Source organism: Micromonospora sp. NPDC007230 (assembly GCF_042869115.1).
Classification (GTDB): Bacteria; Actinomycetota; Actinomycetes; order Mycobacteriales; family Micromonosporaceae; genus Micromonospora.
This window is the reverse complement of sequence record NZ_JBIAFE010000001.1, coordinates 411,345-426,071: the sequence shown is the minus strand read 5'-3', so window position 1 is coordinate 426,071 and position 14,727 is coordinate 411,345. Positions and strand designations below refer to the sequence as shown.

Sequence of the window (14,727 nt, the reverse complement as noted above, 5' to 3'; positions counted from 1 at the left end):
CTTGTTGGGGTTTCCGGGGCAGGCCACCTCGCTCGGGGCGGTCAGGCTTGATCCCTCCGCGAGGCGGCCTGCCCCGGAAACCCTCCGTGTCACCCTGATCGCACCGCTTCGGCCAGGGGTGTTGATCTCAGGGGCGCTGCCTTGGGTCAGCTCCGCGGTCAGCGGGTGATCTCCGAGGTGACCGCCGTGGGATGGGCCCTCGGCCAGCGGGGCGGGGTCAGGCGGGGCGGCGCATCTGGAGTTCGTTGAGAGCCGGGATCTTGGGGTGCGGGACGCGTACGCCGGTGTCGACGAAGCCGAGCTTCCGGTACGCCCGGTAGGCGCGGTCGTTGCCGACCACCACCTCCAGCATCAGCTCGGGCCGGCCACAGGCGCGGGACCAGGCGGCCACCTCGTCCACCAGCGCGCCCAGCAGCCCGTTGCCACGCCACGTCGGCGTGACGTAGACGGCGTAGATCACGGTCAGCTCGGGCTCTCCCGGGACGACCGTGCCCCCGGCGTGGCCGACCAGCCGGCCGCCCGGATCGGCCACGAACTGGGCGGTCACCGTGCCGTCGGCGACCGAGGCGATCCGCGCCGCGTAGTCGGCGTGTGGGCGGGCGGCGGCCTCGGCGACGGTCTCCAGGAACGCCAGCGGCGAATCGGCGAGCATCTCCAGCCGGAGCGCCCGCATTCGCGCGGCGTCCTCGGGCCGGACCCGGCGGACGGTCGCGGGGCGGGCCACGGGAGTGGTCGGCGCGCTGATCATCAGAGCTCCTTCGAGGAGACCTTGCAGTTTAGGGCGGGGCGAAATTGGACTCCTGCCGACCAGGCCCGCCGCCCGCACCCCGGGATGCCGGCTCTGCCCGTCCGGGTCGGATGCTGGCCCGAATATGCCCGATTTGTGGTCGTGCGCGGTCGTCACGCCTCGTGTAGCGTGCGATTTCGGTCACTGATTCAGCGGTCGTCGCCGATCGCCGAACCGGTGGTCCGCCGGTGCCGGTCCGCCGGTCTCCGGGTTGTGGAACGCCGCGCAGAGTGAGGAAGTGCACCGTGGCACAGGGCACCGTCAAGTGGTTCAACGCCGAAAAGGGCTACGGCTTCATCGCCGTCGACGGCGGGCAGGACGTCTTCGTCCACTTCTCCGCGATCGAGATGGACGGCTACAAGGCGCTGGACGACGGCCAGCGGGTCGAGTTCGAGATCGCGCAGGGCCAGAAGGGTCCGCAGGCGGAGCGGGTCCGCCTCATCGCCTGACCCGTCGCCGCCCGACCGGCGGCTTTCCACCCGATCAGGGGCTGCGGTGCCGGCGCGCACCGTGAAAGATCATGAGCCATTCCAGCCGTCACGCTGAGGAGGGTTCATGTCCGACCAGCCCCCGTCGGGTTCCAGCGAGCCAGTGCCCCCGGCGTCGTCCGGTCCCCCGGCCGACCCGACCCGGTCGACGTCGCCAGCCTTCGAGCCGGGCTCGGCGCCGGGGCATACGGGCGAACCGGCCACACCCGGACAGTCCACCCCGACAGCTCCGGGTGTGCCCGCCCAGCCCAGCGCCGGTGACCCCGCAGCGCCGGCGCAACCCGGCCAGCCCGGATATCCGGCGGTGCCGACGCAACCCGGCCAGCCTGGATATCCGGCGGCATCCGGCCAGCCGGTCCTGCCCGGCCAGTTCGGCCAGCCCGGGCAGCCCGTCGTGCCGGGCCAGTTTCCGCCGCCCGCACCGCCGATCGGGCCCGGTCAGCCGGGGTACGAGGTGCCCGGCGGGCAGCCCTGGGGGGCGTACCCGACGGATCCGGCCGCACAGCCGCAGGGCTGGGTGTGGCCGGCCGCGGGCGGTCCCGTGCCGGCCGGCGCCTGGCCGGGCGCCCCGATGCCCGGCCAGCCGTACGGCTGGTATCCGGGCGCGGACCCGGGTGACCCCCTGGTCACGCCGCCATACGCCGGCATCGGTGGCTGGTTCGCCCGATGCACCGGCGCCGTGCAGCGCGGCTGGCGCCAGTTGCTGCCGATCATGCTGCTCACCCAGACGGTCCCGGCGGCGGTGATCTCGATCCTCACGCTCGTCCTCCTCCCGGCGGCGCAGCCCACCACCGCGCCGGACGGCGCCCCGGTCCTGCCGGACGGTTACTTCCAGGACGTGTTCGCCCTCTACGGCCTGGTGCTCCTCGCCGCCCTGATCTTCGGCCCGGTGCAGAGCGCGGGCTGGGCCGCGGGCACCTGGGTGGTGGCCCGCCAGGCGGCCGGCGAGCCGGCCGGTGTCGGGGCCGCCTTCCGGTACGGGTGGCGTCGGGCCCTCGGCGTCTGGGGCTGGACCATCGTCGCCACCCTGCTGATCTCGGTCGGTTTCTGCCTCTGCGTGCTGCCCGGGATCTACGCGGCCTTCGCGGTCGCCCTGTTCGGTCCGATCTACCTGTTCGAGCGGCAGGAGCCGATCGGCCGCGCCTTCCGGTTGTTCCATCAGCGGTTCGGGATGGTGCTGGGCCGGGTCGCGCTGGTCGCCGCGGCGGTCGTCGTCGGGTCGCTGGCCGGCGCCGTGATCGAGGGTGTGGGCCAGCTCCCCTTCGGGGCGGAGCCGATGGCCACCCCGGGCACGGCGGCCGGAGCCGTCGCGGTGTCGCTGGTCGCCGCCGTGCTGGTCACCCCGGTGTACCTGGCGCAGCTGGTCGGACTGGTCGTCACGTACGCCGAGCAGCGGGCCCAGGAAGGGCCGGTGAACGCCGCCCGACTGGCCGCGGAACTCGGCTGAGCGGGGGCATCGTGCTTGCACTCGGCTAGGGAGAGTGCTAAACAGGTCATTGGCACTCGCGTACGTTGAGTGCCAATGGTCGGGGCGGTAGGGCCACGGCCACGCCGGCGTCTCGATGGCGCCGGAGTGGCACGAGGCCGGTCGTCGCGGGCTATCCGGCCCGGCCTGCGGACGTCGCCGTCGCCAGGTGGCGACGTCCCAAGGTGCGTACACCAGGCGGCCCATCCGGGGGCACACACTCGGGTGGCCCGTGAGTGTCCAGGAGGACAACGCCGTATGGCCAAGATGATCGCGTTCGACGAAGAGGCGCGCCGCGGCCTTGAGCGGGGCATGAACCAGCTCGCCGACGCCGTGAAGGTGACCCTCGGCCCCAAGGGCCGCAACGTCGTGCTCGAGAAGAAGTGGGGTGCCCCCACCATCACCAACGATGGTGTGAGCATCGCCAAGGAGATCGAGCTCGAGGACCCGTACGAGAAGATCGGCGCCGAGCTGGTCAAGGAGGTCGCGAAGAAGACCGACGACGTCGCCGGTGACGGCACGACGACGGCGACCGTCCTGGCCCAGGCCCTGGTTCGCGAGGGCCTGCGCAACGTGGCCGCCGGCGCCAACCCGATGGCCCTGAAGCGGGGCATCGAGGCGGCCGTGGCCAGCGTCTCGGAGGAGCTGCTCAAGCTCGCCAAGGACGTGGAGACCAAGGAGCAGATCGCCTCCACCGCCTCCATCTCCGCCGGTGACACCAGCGTCGGCGAGATCATCGCCGAGGCGATGGACAAGGTGGGCAAGGAAGGCGTCATCACCGTCGAGGAGAGCAACACCTTCGGCCTGGAGCTGGAGCTCACCGAGGGTATGCGCTTCGACAAGGGCTACATCTCCGCGTACTTCATGACCGACCCGGAGCGTATGGAGGCCGTCTTCGACGACCCGTACCTCCTGATCGTCAACAGCAAGATCTCGTCGGTGAAGGACCTGCTCCCGATCCTGGAGAAGGTCATGCAGTCGGGCAAGCCGCTGCTGATCATCGCCGAGGACATCGAGGGCGAGGCCCTGGCCACCCTGGTGGTCAACAAGGTCCGGGGCACCTTCAAGTCGGTCGCCGTCAAGGCGCCGGGCTTCGGTGACCGCCGCAAGGCCATGCTCGCCGACATCGCCATCCTCACCGGTGGTCAGGTCATCAGCGAGGAGGTCGGCCTCAAGCTCGACGCCGTCGGCCTCGACATGCTGGGCCGCGCCCGCAAGGTCGTGGTGACCAAGGACGAGACCACCATCGTCGACGGCGCCGGCGACGCCGAGCAGATCCAGGGCCGGGTCAACCAGATCCGGGCCGAGATCGAGAAGAGCGACTCCGACTACGACCGGGAGAAGCTGCAGGAGCGCCTGGCCAAGCTGGCCGGCGGTGTTGCGGTGATCAAGGTCGGCGCGGCCACCGAGGTCGAGCTGAAGGAGCGCAAGCACCGCATCGAGGACGCCGTCCGCAACGCGAAGGCCGCCGTCGAGGAGGGCATCGTCCCGGGTGGTGGTGTCGCGCTGGTGCAGGCCGGCAAGACCGCCTTCGACAAGCTGGACCTGGCCGGCGACGAGGCGACCGGCGCCCAGATCGTCAAGATCGCGCTGGACGCCCCGCTGCGGCAGATCGCCGTCAACGCCGGCCTGGAGGGTGGCGTCGTCGTCGAGCACGTCCGCAACCTCAACCCGGGCCACGGCCTCAACGCCGCGACCGGTGAGTACGTCGACCTGCTCGCGTCGGGCATCATCGACCCGGCCAAGGTGACCCGTTCCGCGCTGCAGAACGCGTCGTCGATCGCCGCGCTGTTCCTCACCACCGAGGCCGTCGTGGCGGACAAGCCGGAGAAGACCCCGGCCGCCCCGGCTGGTCCGGGTGGCGGGGAGATGGACTTCTGAGTCCAGCTCCACCAGCACGCCCGAACGGGGGCGGGCCGCGTCAGCGGTCCGCCCCCGTTTTGTGTCTCACGTCGGCAGCCGCCGCTGGTTTCGCCGCTTGTGCACCCGCTCGTACGGCGGTGGGATGCGGATCGGCTCGTCCACCAGTTGCAGCGGTTCGTCGCTGGACGGCTCGTCGATGCCGGCCATCTCCACCAGTTGCTCGGCGTCGCCGTAGTCGAGCCGGTCGAACGGCAGTTGGCCGGAGACCTCGCCGACCGGGTGCCAGCTCGTCGGCTGGTCGTCGGTCCGTTCGTCGTCCGTGGTCATGGCTGCCTCCTTATGACTCGACCGTAGGGGGCGGTCAATGGCCACGGGCCGGAATGGCATTATTGGCGTCTATGCACTTTTCGCCCCACTAGTCATTCCTGTCCGTCCAGCGCTTTCCGGTACAGAAAGAAAACCCGCTCGATCCTGGCCCCCGCCGCACCCGCGTAGAACGGCACCGGCCCCACCCAGCCGATCTGCGCCGTGCTGGTTCCCGCTGCCGCCTGGTCGCGCAGGCAACGCCGGAGCAGCACCCCACCGATGCCCGAGCCCTCGGCCGCCGGGGCCGTACCCATCGGCCCGAACCAGCTCGGCCGGGATGAGCCGTACGCCGCGAACCCGAGAACCTCGCCGTCCCGCTCCGCCAGGTGCGCGCCGGCGCCCGGCCGCCCGAGCGAACCGGCCAGCTCGCCGTCCCACGTCCCGCCGAAGGTGGACCGGGCGAACGCGGCCAGCGCGGGCAGGTCCGCCGGCTCGGCCCGGCGTACCGTGACGCCCTGGTCGGCCAGCCGGCGCTCGGCGGGCTCCGTCGTACGCACCGCCGGTGCGCCCTCGGCCAGGTCCGCGGTCATGTTCCAGGCCGTCCGGTCCGGCCGGTAGCCGAGTCGTAGCGCGAGGCAGACCGCCGGGGTGTACCGCACGTCGATCCCTGGCCAGGCGTAGTACGGCGGGTTCCCGGCGAGCAGCAGTTCGGTCGCGCCCAGCCCGGCGAGCCGCCGTTCCGCCTCGGCCAGCAGGGCCCGCCCGACGCCCCGGCGCCGTTGCGCCGGCGCCACCGCCAGCAGGTCCACGTGGCCGAGCTCGGGGTCCCGTTGGGACCGCGATCCGACCAGCACGCCGATCAGCTCGGTGCCGCGTACCGCGCCGAGCCGTAGCACCGGCCGGTCGGCCGCCGCGCGGGTGGCGAGGGTGTCCACGATGGCCGGCGCCTCGGCCGCGTCCTCGGGCAGGTCGAGGGCCCGCCGGCAGAGGTCGACGATAGCGGGCAGGCGGTCCGGGCCGAGTTCGATGATCTCCGCGTCCATGGTCGCCGACCCTAGGTCATCCGTCCGCCGTCCGGCACCGCCCGACCGGTCGGGGTGCCAACCGGCGGCGACCCGGGTGTCAGGACGGAGATCCGGCGTGCTGCGCGGCGCGGACCGCCGCGTACGCGTCGACCACGCCGGCGCCGACCTCGTCGGCGGGGCCGCCGCAGCGCGCCGCGTCCGGCGGTACCCCGGCCGGAGCGGCGGTGTCGAGGAGGATCCGCCGGGTCCGGGCCAGATCGCCGACGAGCGCCGGGTTCGCCGACCACATCAGCGCCACCACCCCGGCCACCTGCGGCGTCGCCATCGAGGTGCCGTCCAGGGTGGTGTAGCCGCCGCCGGGGTACGCCGACAGCACCCCCGCGCCGGGCGCGACCAGATCCGGCTTGGCGATGCCCCCTCCGGCCGGTCTCCGGCTGGAGAAGCGGGTGAGCTGCCGGGCCCGGTCCACCGCGCCGACCGTCAGCACGTCCGGGTACGGCGCCGGCGGGTCGGACACCGAGCCGCAGTACGGGCCGGAGTTGCCGGCCGCGGCCACCACCAGGATGCCGGCCGCGGCCAGCGCGGCGGTCGCCGGCCGCAGCGCCCCCGGGTCGCAACCCTCGATCGGTGGGCAGCCCCACGAGTTGGTCAGCACGTCGGGTGCGCGTTGCGGCCGACCGTCGGTGAACGGGTCCCCGCCGGGCGGGAACGGCGCCAGCATGAACTGGAGGCAGTCGAGGTAGTGCGCCGGGCTGCCCAGGTTGCGGTCCAGGTTGACGCAGCCGACCCAGTCCGCCCCGGGGGCCACGCCGATCCCGCCCCGGCCCACCGCGCTGCCGATCGTGTGGGTGCCGTGACCACCCCGGTCGCCCGGCGTGCGACGGTGCTCCCACGGGTCGTACCAGGAGTCGTCGCCGCCCCGGAAGCCGGCGGCCAGGGCGGGGTGCCGACCGTCCACCCCGGAGTCGGAACTGCCGACCACCACGCCCGTCCCGGTCACCTTCAGCTCCGACCAGACCCGGTCGGCGCCGATCAGGGACACGTTCCAGACCGGACCGGCGGGTGCCGGCTGGTTGCCCCGGGCCGGGGGCGCCGCCGCCGGTAACGGGCGCAGCCGCTGGCTGATCAGCACCCGGCCCACCTCGGGGCGCCCGGACAGCCAGGCCCGTACCGCCGGCCCGCCGTCCGTCTCGATGGCGTTGACCAGGTAGTACGGCGTGGGGTGCAGGCGCAGCCGGGTGAGTTCGCGGCGCAGGTCACCCTGGGTCCGGTCGGCGGTGGCCGCCAGCCGCCGGTACACCTCGGCCGCCCGCGCGTCCCGGCCGGCCCGCCCGGGCGCCCCGGCCGGGACGCCGGTCAGGTCGGCCTGTTCGCGCAGCACCACGAGCAGCCGCTCGCCGTACAGGCCGGGTTGGCCGGGCACGACGTAGACCACGGCCACGGCGGCGAGCAGGGCCGCGGCGGTCAGCCCGGCCGCGCCGCGGCGCGGGGCGCGGGCGCGGGGCCGGGCCAGCAGCACCCCGTACCCGATGGCGAGCAGGACCGCGACGGCGAACGCGGCGCCGGTCGCGACCGCCACCCAGAACGGGACGTCGCGGCTGGTGGCCAGCAGGACGGTGATCTCCTCCGGGTCGGTGAACGCCAGCGGCCCGAGCAGCGCGAGGCCCACCAGCCAGCGGACCGGGCGGCGGCCGGCCGGCGAGCCGGCCCGCCGGGCCGCGACCTCCAGCGCGCCCAGCACGACGCCGAGCGGCGGCAGCACGACCAGCGCCGGCAGTTGCGCCCCGGACTGCCCGGCCCCGGCGGCCAGCAGCACCAGGGTGACCCCGGCGACCAGCCCGCCGACCAGCACCAGCCGGGCCGGCCGGGGCGGTGCGCCGACGGCGAACCGGGCCCAGAAGGCGGCGTCGAGCAGGGCCGCGGCGAGTGCGCCGAGCGCGGCGGCGGCGAGGCCGGCGAGCACCGTCTCCAGCACCCCGCCCAGCGCCCCCACCCACGCCCAGGGCAGCAGCGTGGCCAGCCCGGCGGCGACCGCCAGCAGGGTCACCGGGTCCGCCCGCCGGCCGCCCGCCGGCCCACCGCCACGAGGTGGCGCGGGAGCCGAGCCCGGCGGCAGGCCGGCCGGGGTGTGCTCCGGGCCGGTCACCACGTCGGGGGGCGTGGCGTCCACGCGGCGGCGCGCCAGCCGGCCGAGCACCAGCGCGAGCAGGGCCCCGGTGGCGGCCAGCGCGGCCAGGTACGCCTCCTCGTGCACCGGCGGTACCGTCCGCAGCAGGGTCAGCGCGCCGAGCGCCAGCGCCCCGGCGAGCCAGGCGCGGCCGGTGGCCCGGACCGCCGGGGAGCGGGGCAGCAGCGCGAGCGCGAGGGTGGGCGCGCCCACCAGCAGCACGGTGACCAGCACGACCACGGGCCAGGCCAGCACCGCCCGGTGGAGGCCCGAGGCGAGCACCACCTGGTCGACCGCCCAGCCGGCGACCTGGCCCGGCACGGTCACGAAGACGGCCCAGGCGCCGGTGAGCACGGCGGCGACCACCGGCCAGGGCCCGGACCGACGGGGAGCGGGAACCGGTGGCGGGACCGGCGCTGCGGGGGGACCGACGACCATGACCATCACCGTACGGCCCGGGCGGCGCGTGCCGCCGTGGCGTGCGGACGGTTACCGTGGACGGGTGCGCGACCCGAACGTGTCCCGATCCGCGGCCGGTCAACTCTCCGCCGAGCGCCGCGCCGACGACCTGCGCCGCCTCCGGGCCGAGCGCTTCGACGTGCTGGTCATCGGCGGTGGGGTGACCGGGGCGGGGGCCGCCCTCGACGCGGCGTCCCGCGGGCTCAAGGTGGCCCTGGTGGAGGCGCGGGACTTCGCCGCCGGCACCTCCAGCCGGTCCAGCAAGCTCATCCACGGCGGCCTGCGCTACCTGGAACAGTTGGAGTTCCACCTGGTCCACGAGGCGCTGACCGAGCGCGGGCTGCTCGCCACCCGGCTCGCCCCGCACCTGGTGCGCCCGGTGCCGTTCCTGGTCCCGCTCCCCGCCGAGGGTGGGCTGCGCGACCTGCCGAGGCGCTTCTTCCGCCGGTCGTACTACGGCGCCGGGGTCGCCACCTACGACGCGTTCGCCGGGGTGTTCGGCGGTGGTCGCGGCATGCCGCTGCACCGGCACCTGACCCGCGAGGGCGCCCGCCGGGTCTTCCCGAGCCTGCGCGCCGACACGCTGGCCGGGGCGATCCGCTACTACGACGGGCAGGTCGACGACGCCCGCCTGGTGGTGACGCTGGCCCGGACGGCGGCCAGCCTCGGGGCGACCGTGGTGACCAGCGCCCAAGCCGTCGGGCTGCTCCGGCAGGCCCGCGAGGTCACCGGGGTCCGGGTCCGCGACCTGGAGGCGCCCGCCGGCTCGCCCGACGTCGAGTTCGAGGTACGCGCCCGCACGGTGATCGCCGCGACCGGGGTGTGGAGCGACGACATGTCGCGGATGCTCGACGACGTCGGGCTACGCCCCGGCCTGCGGGTCCGGGCCTCGAAGGGCGTGCACCTGGTGGTGCCCCGCTCGGCGATCACCGGCGAGGCCGGGCTGATCCTGCGGACCGCCACCAGCGTGCTCTTCGTCATCCCGTGGGGCGGCCACTGGATCATCGGCACCACGGACACCGACTGGCGGCTGGACCGGTCCCACCCGGCGGCCACCGCCCGGGACATCGACTACCTGCTGGAGCAGGTCAACACCGTGCTGGACCGCCCGCTCACCACCGACGACATCGAGGGCGTGTACGCCGGGCTGCGCCCGCTGCTGGCCGGCGAGGCGGACTCCACCTCGAAGCTCTCGCGCGAGCACGCGGTGGTCGAGCCGATGCTCGGGCTGCTGCTGGTGGCCGGCGGCAAGTACACGACGTACCGGGTGATGGCGTCGGACGTGGTCGACCGGGCGGTGCACCGGCTGGGCGGGACGCGCCCGTCGCGTACGGCCGACCTGCCGCTGCTCGGCGCCGACGGGTACGCGGCGATGTGGCGGGACCGGGCCGACCTGGCCCGCCGGCACGGGGTGCCGGTCGGTGTGGTCGAGCACCTGCTGGAGCGGTACGGCACGCTCACCCTCGACGTGCTGGCCCTGGTCGGTGCCGACCCGCTGCTCGGCTCGCCGATCGCCGGTGCCCCCGAGTACCTGGCCGCCGAGGTGACCTACGCGGCCCGCGCCGAGGGGGCGCTGCACCTGGAGGACGTGCTGACCCGGCGTACCCGGATCTCCATCGAGACCAGCCACCGCGGCCTGGAGTCGGCGGAGCACGCCGCGGAGCTGATGGGTGCGGTCCTCGGCTGGGACGCGGCGACCCGGGCCCGCGAGGTAGCGGTATACCGGGCCCGGGTGGAGGCCGAGCGGCGGTCGCAGCTGATGCCGGACGACGTGGCCGCCGACGCGGCGCGGCTGGGCGCTCCGGACGTCCGCGGCTTCGCGGCGGACCGGGGTGGCGAGGGCGACGCCGCCGAGTTGCCGTCGTCCTCGCGGTGACCAGCGGGTAACGTCGTTCGGAGGGTATCGGGCGCTACCTACGGAAGTGTAGGTTCCCTCCGTGCTCCGCCCATCATGGTCGCGCGTTCCGCTCATGTCCGCCGGCGTCCTGCTGGCGACCGCCCTGACCGGTTGCTCGCTGTTCGGCCGGGCCGAGGGCGCCACCAACCCGGGGACGGGCAACGCGACGACAATCGCCGGCGAGTCCCGGCGGGTCTCGCTGATCCAGAAGCTCGGCACCGACGGCCCGGTCCGCACGCTCGAGGTGGACCCGAGCGGGCGGTGGCAGTGCCGGGACTGCGCCGGCGACGGGGTCGACTCCACCGGGTCGCTCAACCCGGAACAGACGCAGCGGTTGCAGCGGATGCTCGCCGACCCGGCCCTGGCGCAGGAGACCGACCAGGCCCGCCACTACAAGCAGACCTGCATCGACGCGTTGACCTCCACCCTGCTGATCTCGCCGGAGCTGACCATCACCTCGCAGGACTGCCCGGGCGAGGAGAAGCCGCCGGTGGCCAATGAGATCCTGCTGCTGCTCACCCAGACCACCCCGGCCGAGGACAAGGGCTGAGCGTCAGCACACCTTGCCCGGGTTGAACAGGCCGGCCGGGTCCAGCGCCTGCCTGATCGCCTGGTGCACCCGGATGCCGACCGGGCCGATCTCCCGGGCCAGCCAGTCCCGCTTGAGCAGCCCCACGCCGTGCTCGCCGGTGCAGGTGCCGCCGAGGTCCAACCCGAGCCGCATGATCTCGTCGAAGGCCCGCCGGCCGCGCGCCACGCTGGCCGGATCGGCCCGGTCGACCACGATGTTCGGGTGCATGTTGCCGTCGCCGGCGTGCCCCACCACGCCGATCGGCACGCCGCACTCCCCGGCGATCCGGGCCACCCCGTCGAGCAGGGCCGCGAGCGCGCCGCGCGGCACCGCCACGTCGTCGATGACCAGGCCGCCGTTGCCGTCGGGGAAGGTGTCGGCGGCGAACTTCTCCATCGCCGGATGGGCCAGCCGCCGGGCCTGGAGCAGCGCCGCCGCCTCCGCCGCGTCGGTGGCCGCGTAGACCTCGTCGGCGCCGGCCGCCGTGCACACCTCGGCGAGCCGGGCCAGGTCGTCGGCCGCCCGCCCGCCGGTGTCCACCGCCGCCAGCAGCAGCGCCTGCGCGTCGGTCCGCAACCCCATCGGCCGGTACGCCTCGATGGCCCGCAGATGGGTCCGGTCGAGCAACTCCAGCAGGCTCGGAGTGAGCCCGCGCTCGGCGATGCCGGCGACCGCGGTGCCGGCCGCCGCCGTGGTGGGGAAGACCGCGACCAGGGTGAGCGACTCCTCGGGTGCCGGCCGCAGCGAGACGGTCACCTCGGTGATCACGCCGAGGGTGCCCTCCGAGCCGACGAAGAGCCGGGTGAGGTCGTACCCGGCGACGCCCTTGGCGGTCCGCCGGCCGGTGCGCAGCACCTCGCCGGAGGCGAGCACCACCTCCAGGCCGAGCACGTACTCCGTCGTCACGCCGTACTTGACGCAGCACATGCCGCCCGCGTTGGTGGCCACGTTGCCGCCGATGGTGGACGACTCCCACGAGCCCGGGTCCGGCGGATACCACAATCCCTGCTTCGCCACCGCGCCGGCCAGCGCCGCGTTGACCACGCCGGGCTGCACCACGGCGATCCGGCTCACCGGGTCGATCTCCAGGATCCGGTCCATCGCCACCGTGCTCAGCAGCAGCGCGCCGTCGACCGCGTTCGCCGCGCCGGCCAGCCCGGTCCGCGCCCCCTGCGGCACCACCGGTACGCCGTGCCGGGCCGCCGCCCGGACCACCGCCACGACCTCCTCGGTGGTGCGCGGGCGGACCACCACCAGCGGCGTACCCGCCGCGCAGAGGTCGGCCTCGTCCCGCTCGTGGGTGCGGAGCAGGTCCGGGTCGGTCAGCACCGCGGCGTCGCCGAGCGCGGCCCGCAGGTCGTCGAGGAGGGGGGTAGCGGCCATGCCGGGAAGGCTAGGTCGTGCCGGTCGTGATCATCAACCGGGCGTACCGTTGGTCGCCATGCTGTACCTGGACCGGCCGGTGGTGCCCTCGCGGGGACGGCTCTGGTCGCACCTGATCAGCGACGTCTCGTACGCCGAGCTGCACGCCTTCGCCGAGGCGTTGGGCGCACCCCGCCGCGGCTTCGACCGGGACCACTACGACCTGCCGGCCGAGCGGTTCCCGATGGCCGTCTGGCTCGGCGCCCGGGTGGTCCCCTCCCGGGAACTCGTGCGGCTGCTGCGGGACGCCGGGCTCCGCCGCCCCAAGCACCTCACCCGCCTCCCAGGGCAGCGAGTTCCCGGGTGAGGTTGGCCCGGGCCGGTTCCTCCCAGCGGGCGTGCGGCTCGGCGAGGCGGTAGAGGGCGGGCAGGGCCAGCAGGCCGGTCAGCACCGCCGCCCGGCCGGCGCGGAAGTCCGGTTCGGGGACGTGGGCGTACTCGCGCCGGACGGCCGCCGCGTAGCGGTCGTAGCGGTCGGCCGGGGCGGCCAGGATCGCCAGGTCGGCGTCGCACAGCAGTTCCCCGTCCGGGTCGTCCGCCCGCACCGCGTGCCCGGCGGTGAGCAGCACCAGCCGGCGTACCTCGGCCACCGCGTCCGCCGGCAGCCCGAGGTCGGCGAGCAGTTCGCCGGCCAGCTCCGCGCTGGCCCGTTCGTTGGCGTCCCCGCCGGCCCGCGGGTCGTAGACGGCGTCGTGGCACCAGGCCGCCAGCCGGACCAGCTCCGGCCGCCGGGCCTGCCCGGCGTACGCGTCGACCACGTCGAGCACCGCCCGCAGGTGCGCCACCGTGTGGTAGTGCCGGTGCGGCTCCCGCCACCCGGCCAGCAGCCGCACCCCGGCTCCCGCCACGGCGGCCGGGTCCACCGCGCCTGCCGCCCGGGCCGCGTCCCGCCACCGCTGCATCAGTTCGTCCACCCGGTGCAGTCTGCCCCACCGCTCGGGACGAGGATTCACGCCGTGAAGGACGGGTAGTCCCGGCCATGGCCGTGGCCCGGGACCGACGACTGCCGTTCCTGCGGCGTAAACGGCTGCGCGAGGGACTGGTCGACGTCGACGGGGCCCGGATCGCCGAGGCGATGGACGAGCTCCGCCACCGGAGCCGGGCCACCTGGCACGACCGGCTGCACCGGGTGCGTACCTCCGCCGGCCTCGCCGTCCAGGCCGGCCTCGCCGCTGCCCTGGCCTACCTGGTCTCCCACCGGCTGCTCAAGAACCCGCAGCCGGTGTTCGCCCCGATCTCCGCGGTGGGCACCCTGGCCGCCTCCGTCGGCCAGCGGTTCCGCCGGACCGTGGAGCTGATCGTCGGGGTGGCGATCGGGGTGTTGCTCGGCGACGGCCTGGTCTACGTCCTCGGGACCGGTGCCTGGCAGCTCGGTCTGGTGGTGACCGCGGCGATCCTGCTGAGCATCTTCGCCGGGGCGAGCGTGGCGGTGGTGATCCAGGCGGCGGCCACCGCCGTGCTGATCGTGACGCTCAGCCCGTCCACCAAGAATCTGGAGGTGCCCCGCTTCATCGACGCGGCGGTGGGTGGCGGCATCGCGCTGCTGGTCACCGCGGTCCTGCTGCCGCTGAACCCGTTACGCGTGATCAACCGGGCCGCCCGGCCGGCGTTGAACCTCCTCTCCGACCAGCTCCAGGCCTGCGCGGAGGCGCTGCGCAATCGGGACCGGCACGCGGCGCAGCAGGCGTTGCTCCGGCTTCGGGAGAACAAGGCGGAACTGGCCGCGCTCTCCGAGGCGATCGAGGGCGCCAAGGAGACCGCCACCATCTCGCCGGCCCGCTGGCACCGGCGCAGCGAGCTGACCCACTACGCCGAGGCGGCCGACCCGATCGACCGGGCGATGCGCAACAGCGGCACCCTGATCCGTCGCTCGGTCACCCTGATCGAGGACGAGGAGCCGATCCCCGGGCCGATGCCCGACGCGATCAGCCACCTCGCCCAGTCGGTCCACCTGCTCCGGCAGGAGTTCGCCGCGGGGGAGGAGCCGCAGAAGGCCCGGGAACGGTCCCTGCGCGCGGTCAGCGAGGCCAGCCGGGCGTACGCCGAGGGGGTGGGCTTCTCCGGCAGCGTGGTGATCGCCCAGATCCGCACCGCGGCGAGCGACCTCATGGTGGCTTCCGGCATCGACCAGGAGGAGGCGAACCGGCTGATCCGGCAGGCGTTCGGCGAGCGGGAGCAGCGGACCGGCGGCCCACCCGAACAGGGCGAATCCCCCAAGCCCCCCACCGCACCCCCCGTCGGCTGACCCCCGCCCCGCGCGTCCCGTTTGAGCGCAGC

General features: G+C 74.6%; 13 protein-coding genes. 7 read left to right on the top strand and 6 right to left on the bottom strand.

What is annotated here, in order from left to right; all coding sequences use genetic code 11:
• Window positions 1-217: 217 nt before the first annotated feature.
• The gene (locus ACFYML_RS02080; protein ID WP_387418827.1) at window positions 218-748 is read right to left on the bottom strand and encodes a GNAT family N-acetyltransferase; all 531 of its coding nucleotides are present in this window, start codon (window positions 746-748) and stop codon (window positions 218-220) included.
• A 284-nt stretch (window positions 749-1,032) separates the two neighbouring features.
• Here ACFYML_RS02080 and ACFYML_RS02075 point away from each other — a divergent pair, with 284 nt between their 5' ends.
• The 3 genes from ACFYML_RS02075 to groL all read left to right on the top strand — a co-directional run bounded on the left by ACFYML_RS02075 (window position 1,033) and on the right by groL (window position 4,621).
• On the top strand, window positions 1,033-1,236 hold the full coding sequence (locus ACFYML_RS02075) for a cold-shock protein (protein ID WP_018787966.1): 204 nt from the start codon (window positions 1,033-1,035) through the stop codon (window positions 1,234-1,236).
• Between the two features lie 343 nt (window positions 1,237-1,579).
• The gene (locus ACFYML_RS02070; RefSeq protein WP_387418826.1) at window positions 1,580-2,722 is read left to right on the top strand and encodes a hypothetical protein; all 1,143 of its coding nucleotides are present in this window, start codon (window positions 1,580-1,582) and stop codon (window positions 2,720-2,722) included.
• A 276-nt stretch (window positions 2,723-2,998) separates the two neighbouring features.
• Complete coding sequence (gene groL / locus ACFYML_RS02065; protein WP_357443403.1) at window positions 2,999-4,621, top strand: chaperonin GroEL; 1,623 nt, start codon at window positions 2,999-3,001, stop codon at window positions 4,619-4,621.
• A gap of 66 nt (window positions 4,622-4,687) precedes the next feature.
• Here groL and ACFYML_RS02060 read toward each other — a convergent pair whose 3' ends face one another.
• The 3 genes from ACFYML_RS02060 to ACFYML_RS02050 form a co-directional block, all read right to left on the bottom strand.
• On the bottom strand, window positions 4,688-4,930 hold the full coding sequence (locus ACFYML_RS02060) for a hypothetical protein (RefSeq protein ID WP_387275435.1): 243 nt from the start codon (window positions 4,928-4,930) through the stop codon (window positions 4,688-4,690).
• A 92-nt stretch (window positions 4,931-5,022) separates the two neighbouring features.
• A complete protein-coding gene (locus ACFYML_RS02055; RefSeq protein ID WP_387418825.1) occupies window positions 5,023-5,952 on the bottom strand; it encodes a GNAT family N-acetyltransferase in 930 nt (309 codons plus the stop codon).
• A gap of 79 nt (window positions 5,953-6,031) precedes the next feature.
• Complete coding sequence (locus ACFYML_RS02050; RefSeq protein WP_387418824.1) at window positions 6,032-8,539, bottom strand: S8 family serine peptidase; 2,508 nt, start codon at window positions 8,537-8,539, stop codon at window positions 6,032-6,034.
• 79 nt (window positions 8,540-8,618) lie between these two features.
• Between ACFYML_RS02050 and ACFYML_RS02045 the strand changes: the two genes are divergently transcribed.
• Together ACFYML_RS02045 and ACFYML_RS02040 are read left to right on the top strand one after the other, a co-directional pair.
• The gene (locus ACFYML_RS02045; protein ID WP_387419013.1) at window positions 8,619-10,436 is read left to right on the top strand and encodes a glycerol-3-phosphate dehydrogenase/oxidase; all 1,818 of its coding nucleotides are present in this window, start codon (window positions 8,619-8,621) and stop codon (window positions 10,434-10,436) included.
• 94 nt (window positions 10,437-10,530) lie between these two features.
• Complete coding sequence (locus ACFYML_RS02040) at window positions 10,531-11,007, top strand: hypothetical protein (RefSeq protein ID WP_387418823.1); 477 nt, start codon at window positions 10,531-10,533, stop codon at window positions 11,005-11,007.
• 3 nt (window positions 11,008-11,010) lie between these two features.
• Here ACFYML_RS02040 and ACFYML_RS02035 read toward each other — a convergent pair whose 3' ends face one another.
• Window positions 11,011-12,411, bottom strand: a complete 1,401-nt coding sequence (locus ACFYML_RS02035; protein ID WP_387418822.1) for an FAD-binding oxidoreductase — start codon at window positions 12,409-12,411, stop codon at window positions 11,011-11,013.
• 58 nt (window positions 12,412-12,469) lie between these two features.
• On the opposite strand from ACFYML_RS02035, the gene ACFYML_RS02030 reads away from it, so the two are divergent.
• Window positions 12,470-12,757 (top strand): DUF4031 domain-containing protein, encoded by a 288-nt coding sequence (locus ACFYML_RS02030; RefSeq protein ID WP_387418821.1) that lies wholly within the window; start codon window positions 12,470-12,472, stop codon window positions 12,755-12,757.
• Here the strand turns inward: ACFYML_RS02030 and ACFYML_RS02025 are convergent.
• The gene (locus ACFYML_RS02025; RefSeq protein WP_387418820.1) at window positions 12,723-13,364 is read right to left on the bottom strand and encodes a metal-dependent phosphohydrolase; all 642 of its coding nucleotides are present in this window, start codon (window positions 13,362-13,364) and stop codon (window positions 12,723-12,725) included. The two genes, ACFYML_RS02030 and ACFYML_RS02025, sit on opposite strands and share 35 nt — an antisense overlap.
• Before the next feature lie 71 nt (window positions 13,365-13,435).
• Between ACFYML_RS02025 and ACFYML_RS02020 the strand changes: the two genes are divergently transcribed.
• Window positions 13,436-14,695: an aromatic acid exporter family protein gene (locus ACFYML_RS02020; RefSeq protein ID WP_387419012.1), complete on the top strand. Its 1,260-nt coding sequence runs from the start codon at window positions 13,436-13,438 to the stop codon at window positions 14,693-14,695.
• The last annotated feature ends 32 nt before the right edge of the window (window positions 14,696-14,727 follow it).

What these genes read in the sequence shown, in the direction of transcription:
- ACFYML_RS02060 (WP_387275435.1), bottom strand. Translation starts at nt 4,930, where the DNA reads ATGACCACGGACGACGAACGGACCGACGACCAGCCGACGAGCTGGCAC.
- ACFYML_RS02035 (WP_387418822.1), bottom strand. Translation starts at nt 12,411, where the DNA reads ATGGCCGCTACCCCCCTCCTCGACGACCTGCGGGCCGCGCTCGGCGAC.
- ACFYML_RS02080 (WP_387418827.1), bottom strand. Translation starts at nt 748, where the DNA reads ATGATCAGCGCGCCGACCACTCCCGTGGCCCGCCCCGCGACCGTCCGC.
- groL (WP_357443403.1), top strand. Translation starts at nt 2,999, where the DNA reads ATGGCCAAGATGATCGCGTTCGACGAAGAGGCGCGCCGCGGCCTTGAG.
- ACFYML_RS02055 (WP_387418825.1), bottom strand. Translation starts at nt 5,952, where the DNA reads ATGGACGCGGAGATCATCGAACTCGGCCCGGACCGCCTGCCCGCTATC.
- ACFYML_RS02050 (WP_387418824.1), bottom strand. Translation starts at nt 8,539, where the DNA reads ATGGTCGTCGGTCCCCCCGCAGCGCCGGTCCCGCCACCGGTTCCCGCT.
- ACFYML_RS02030 (WP_387418821.1), top strand. Translation starts at nt 12,470, where the DNA reads ATGCTGTACCTGGACCGGCCGGTGGTGCCCTCGCGGGGACGGCTCTGG.
- ACFYML_RS02040 (WP_387418823.1), top strand. Translation starts at nt 10,531, where the DNA reads ATGTCCGCCGGCGTCCTGCTGGCGACCGCCCTGACCGGTTGCTCGCTG.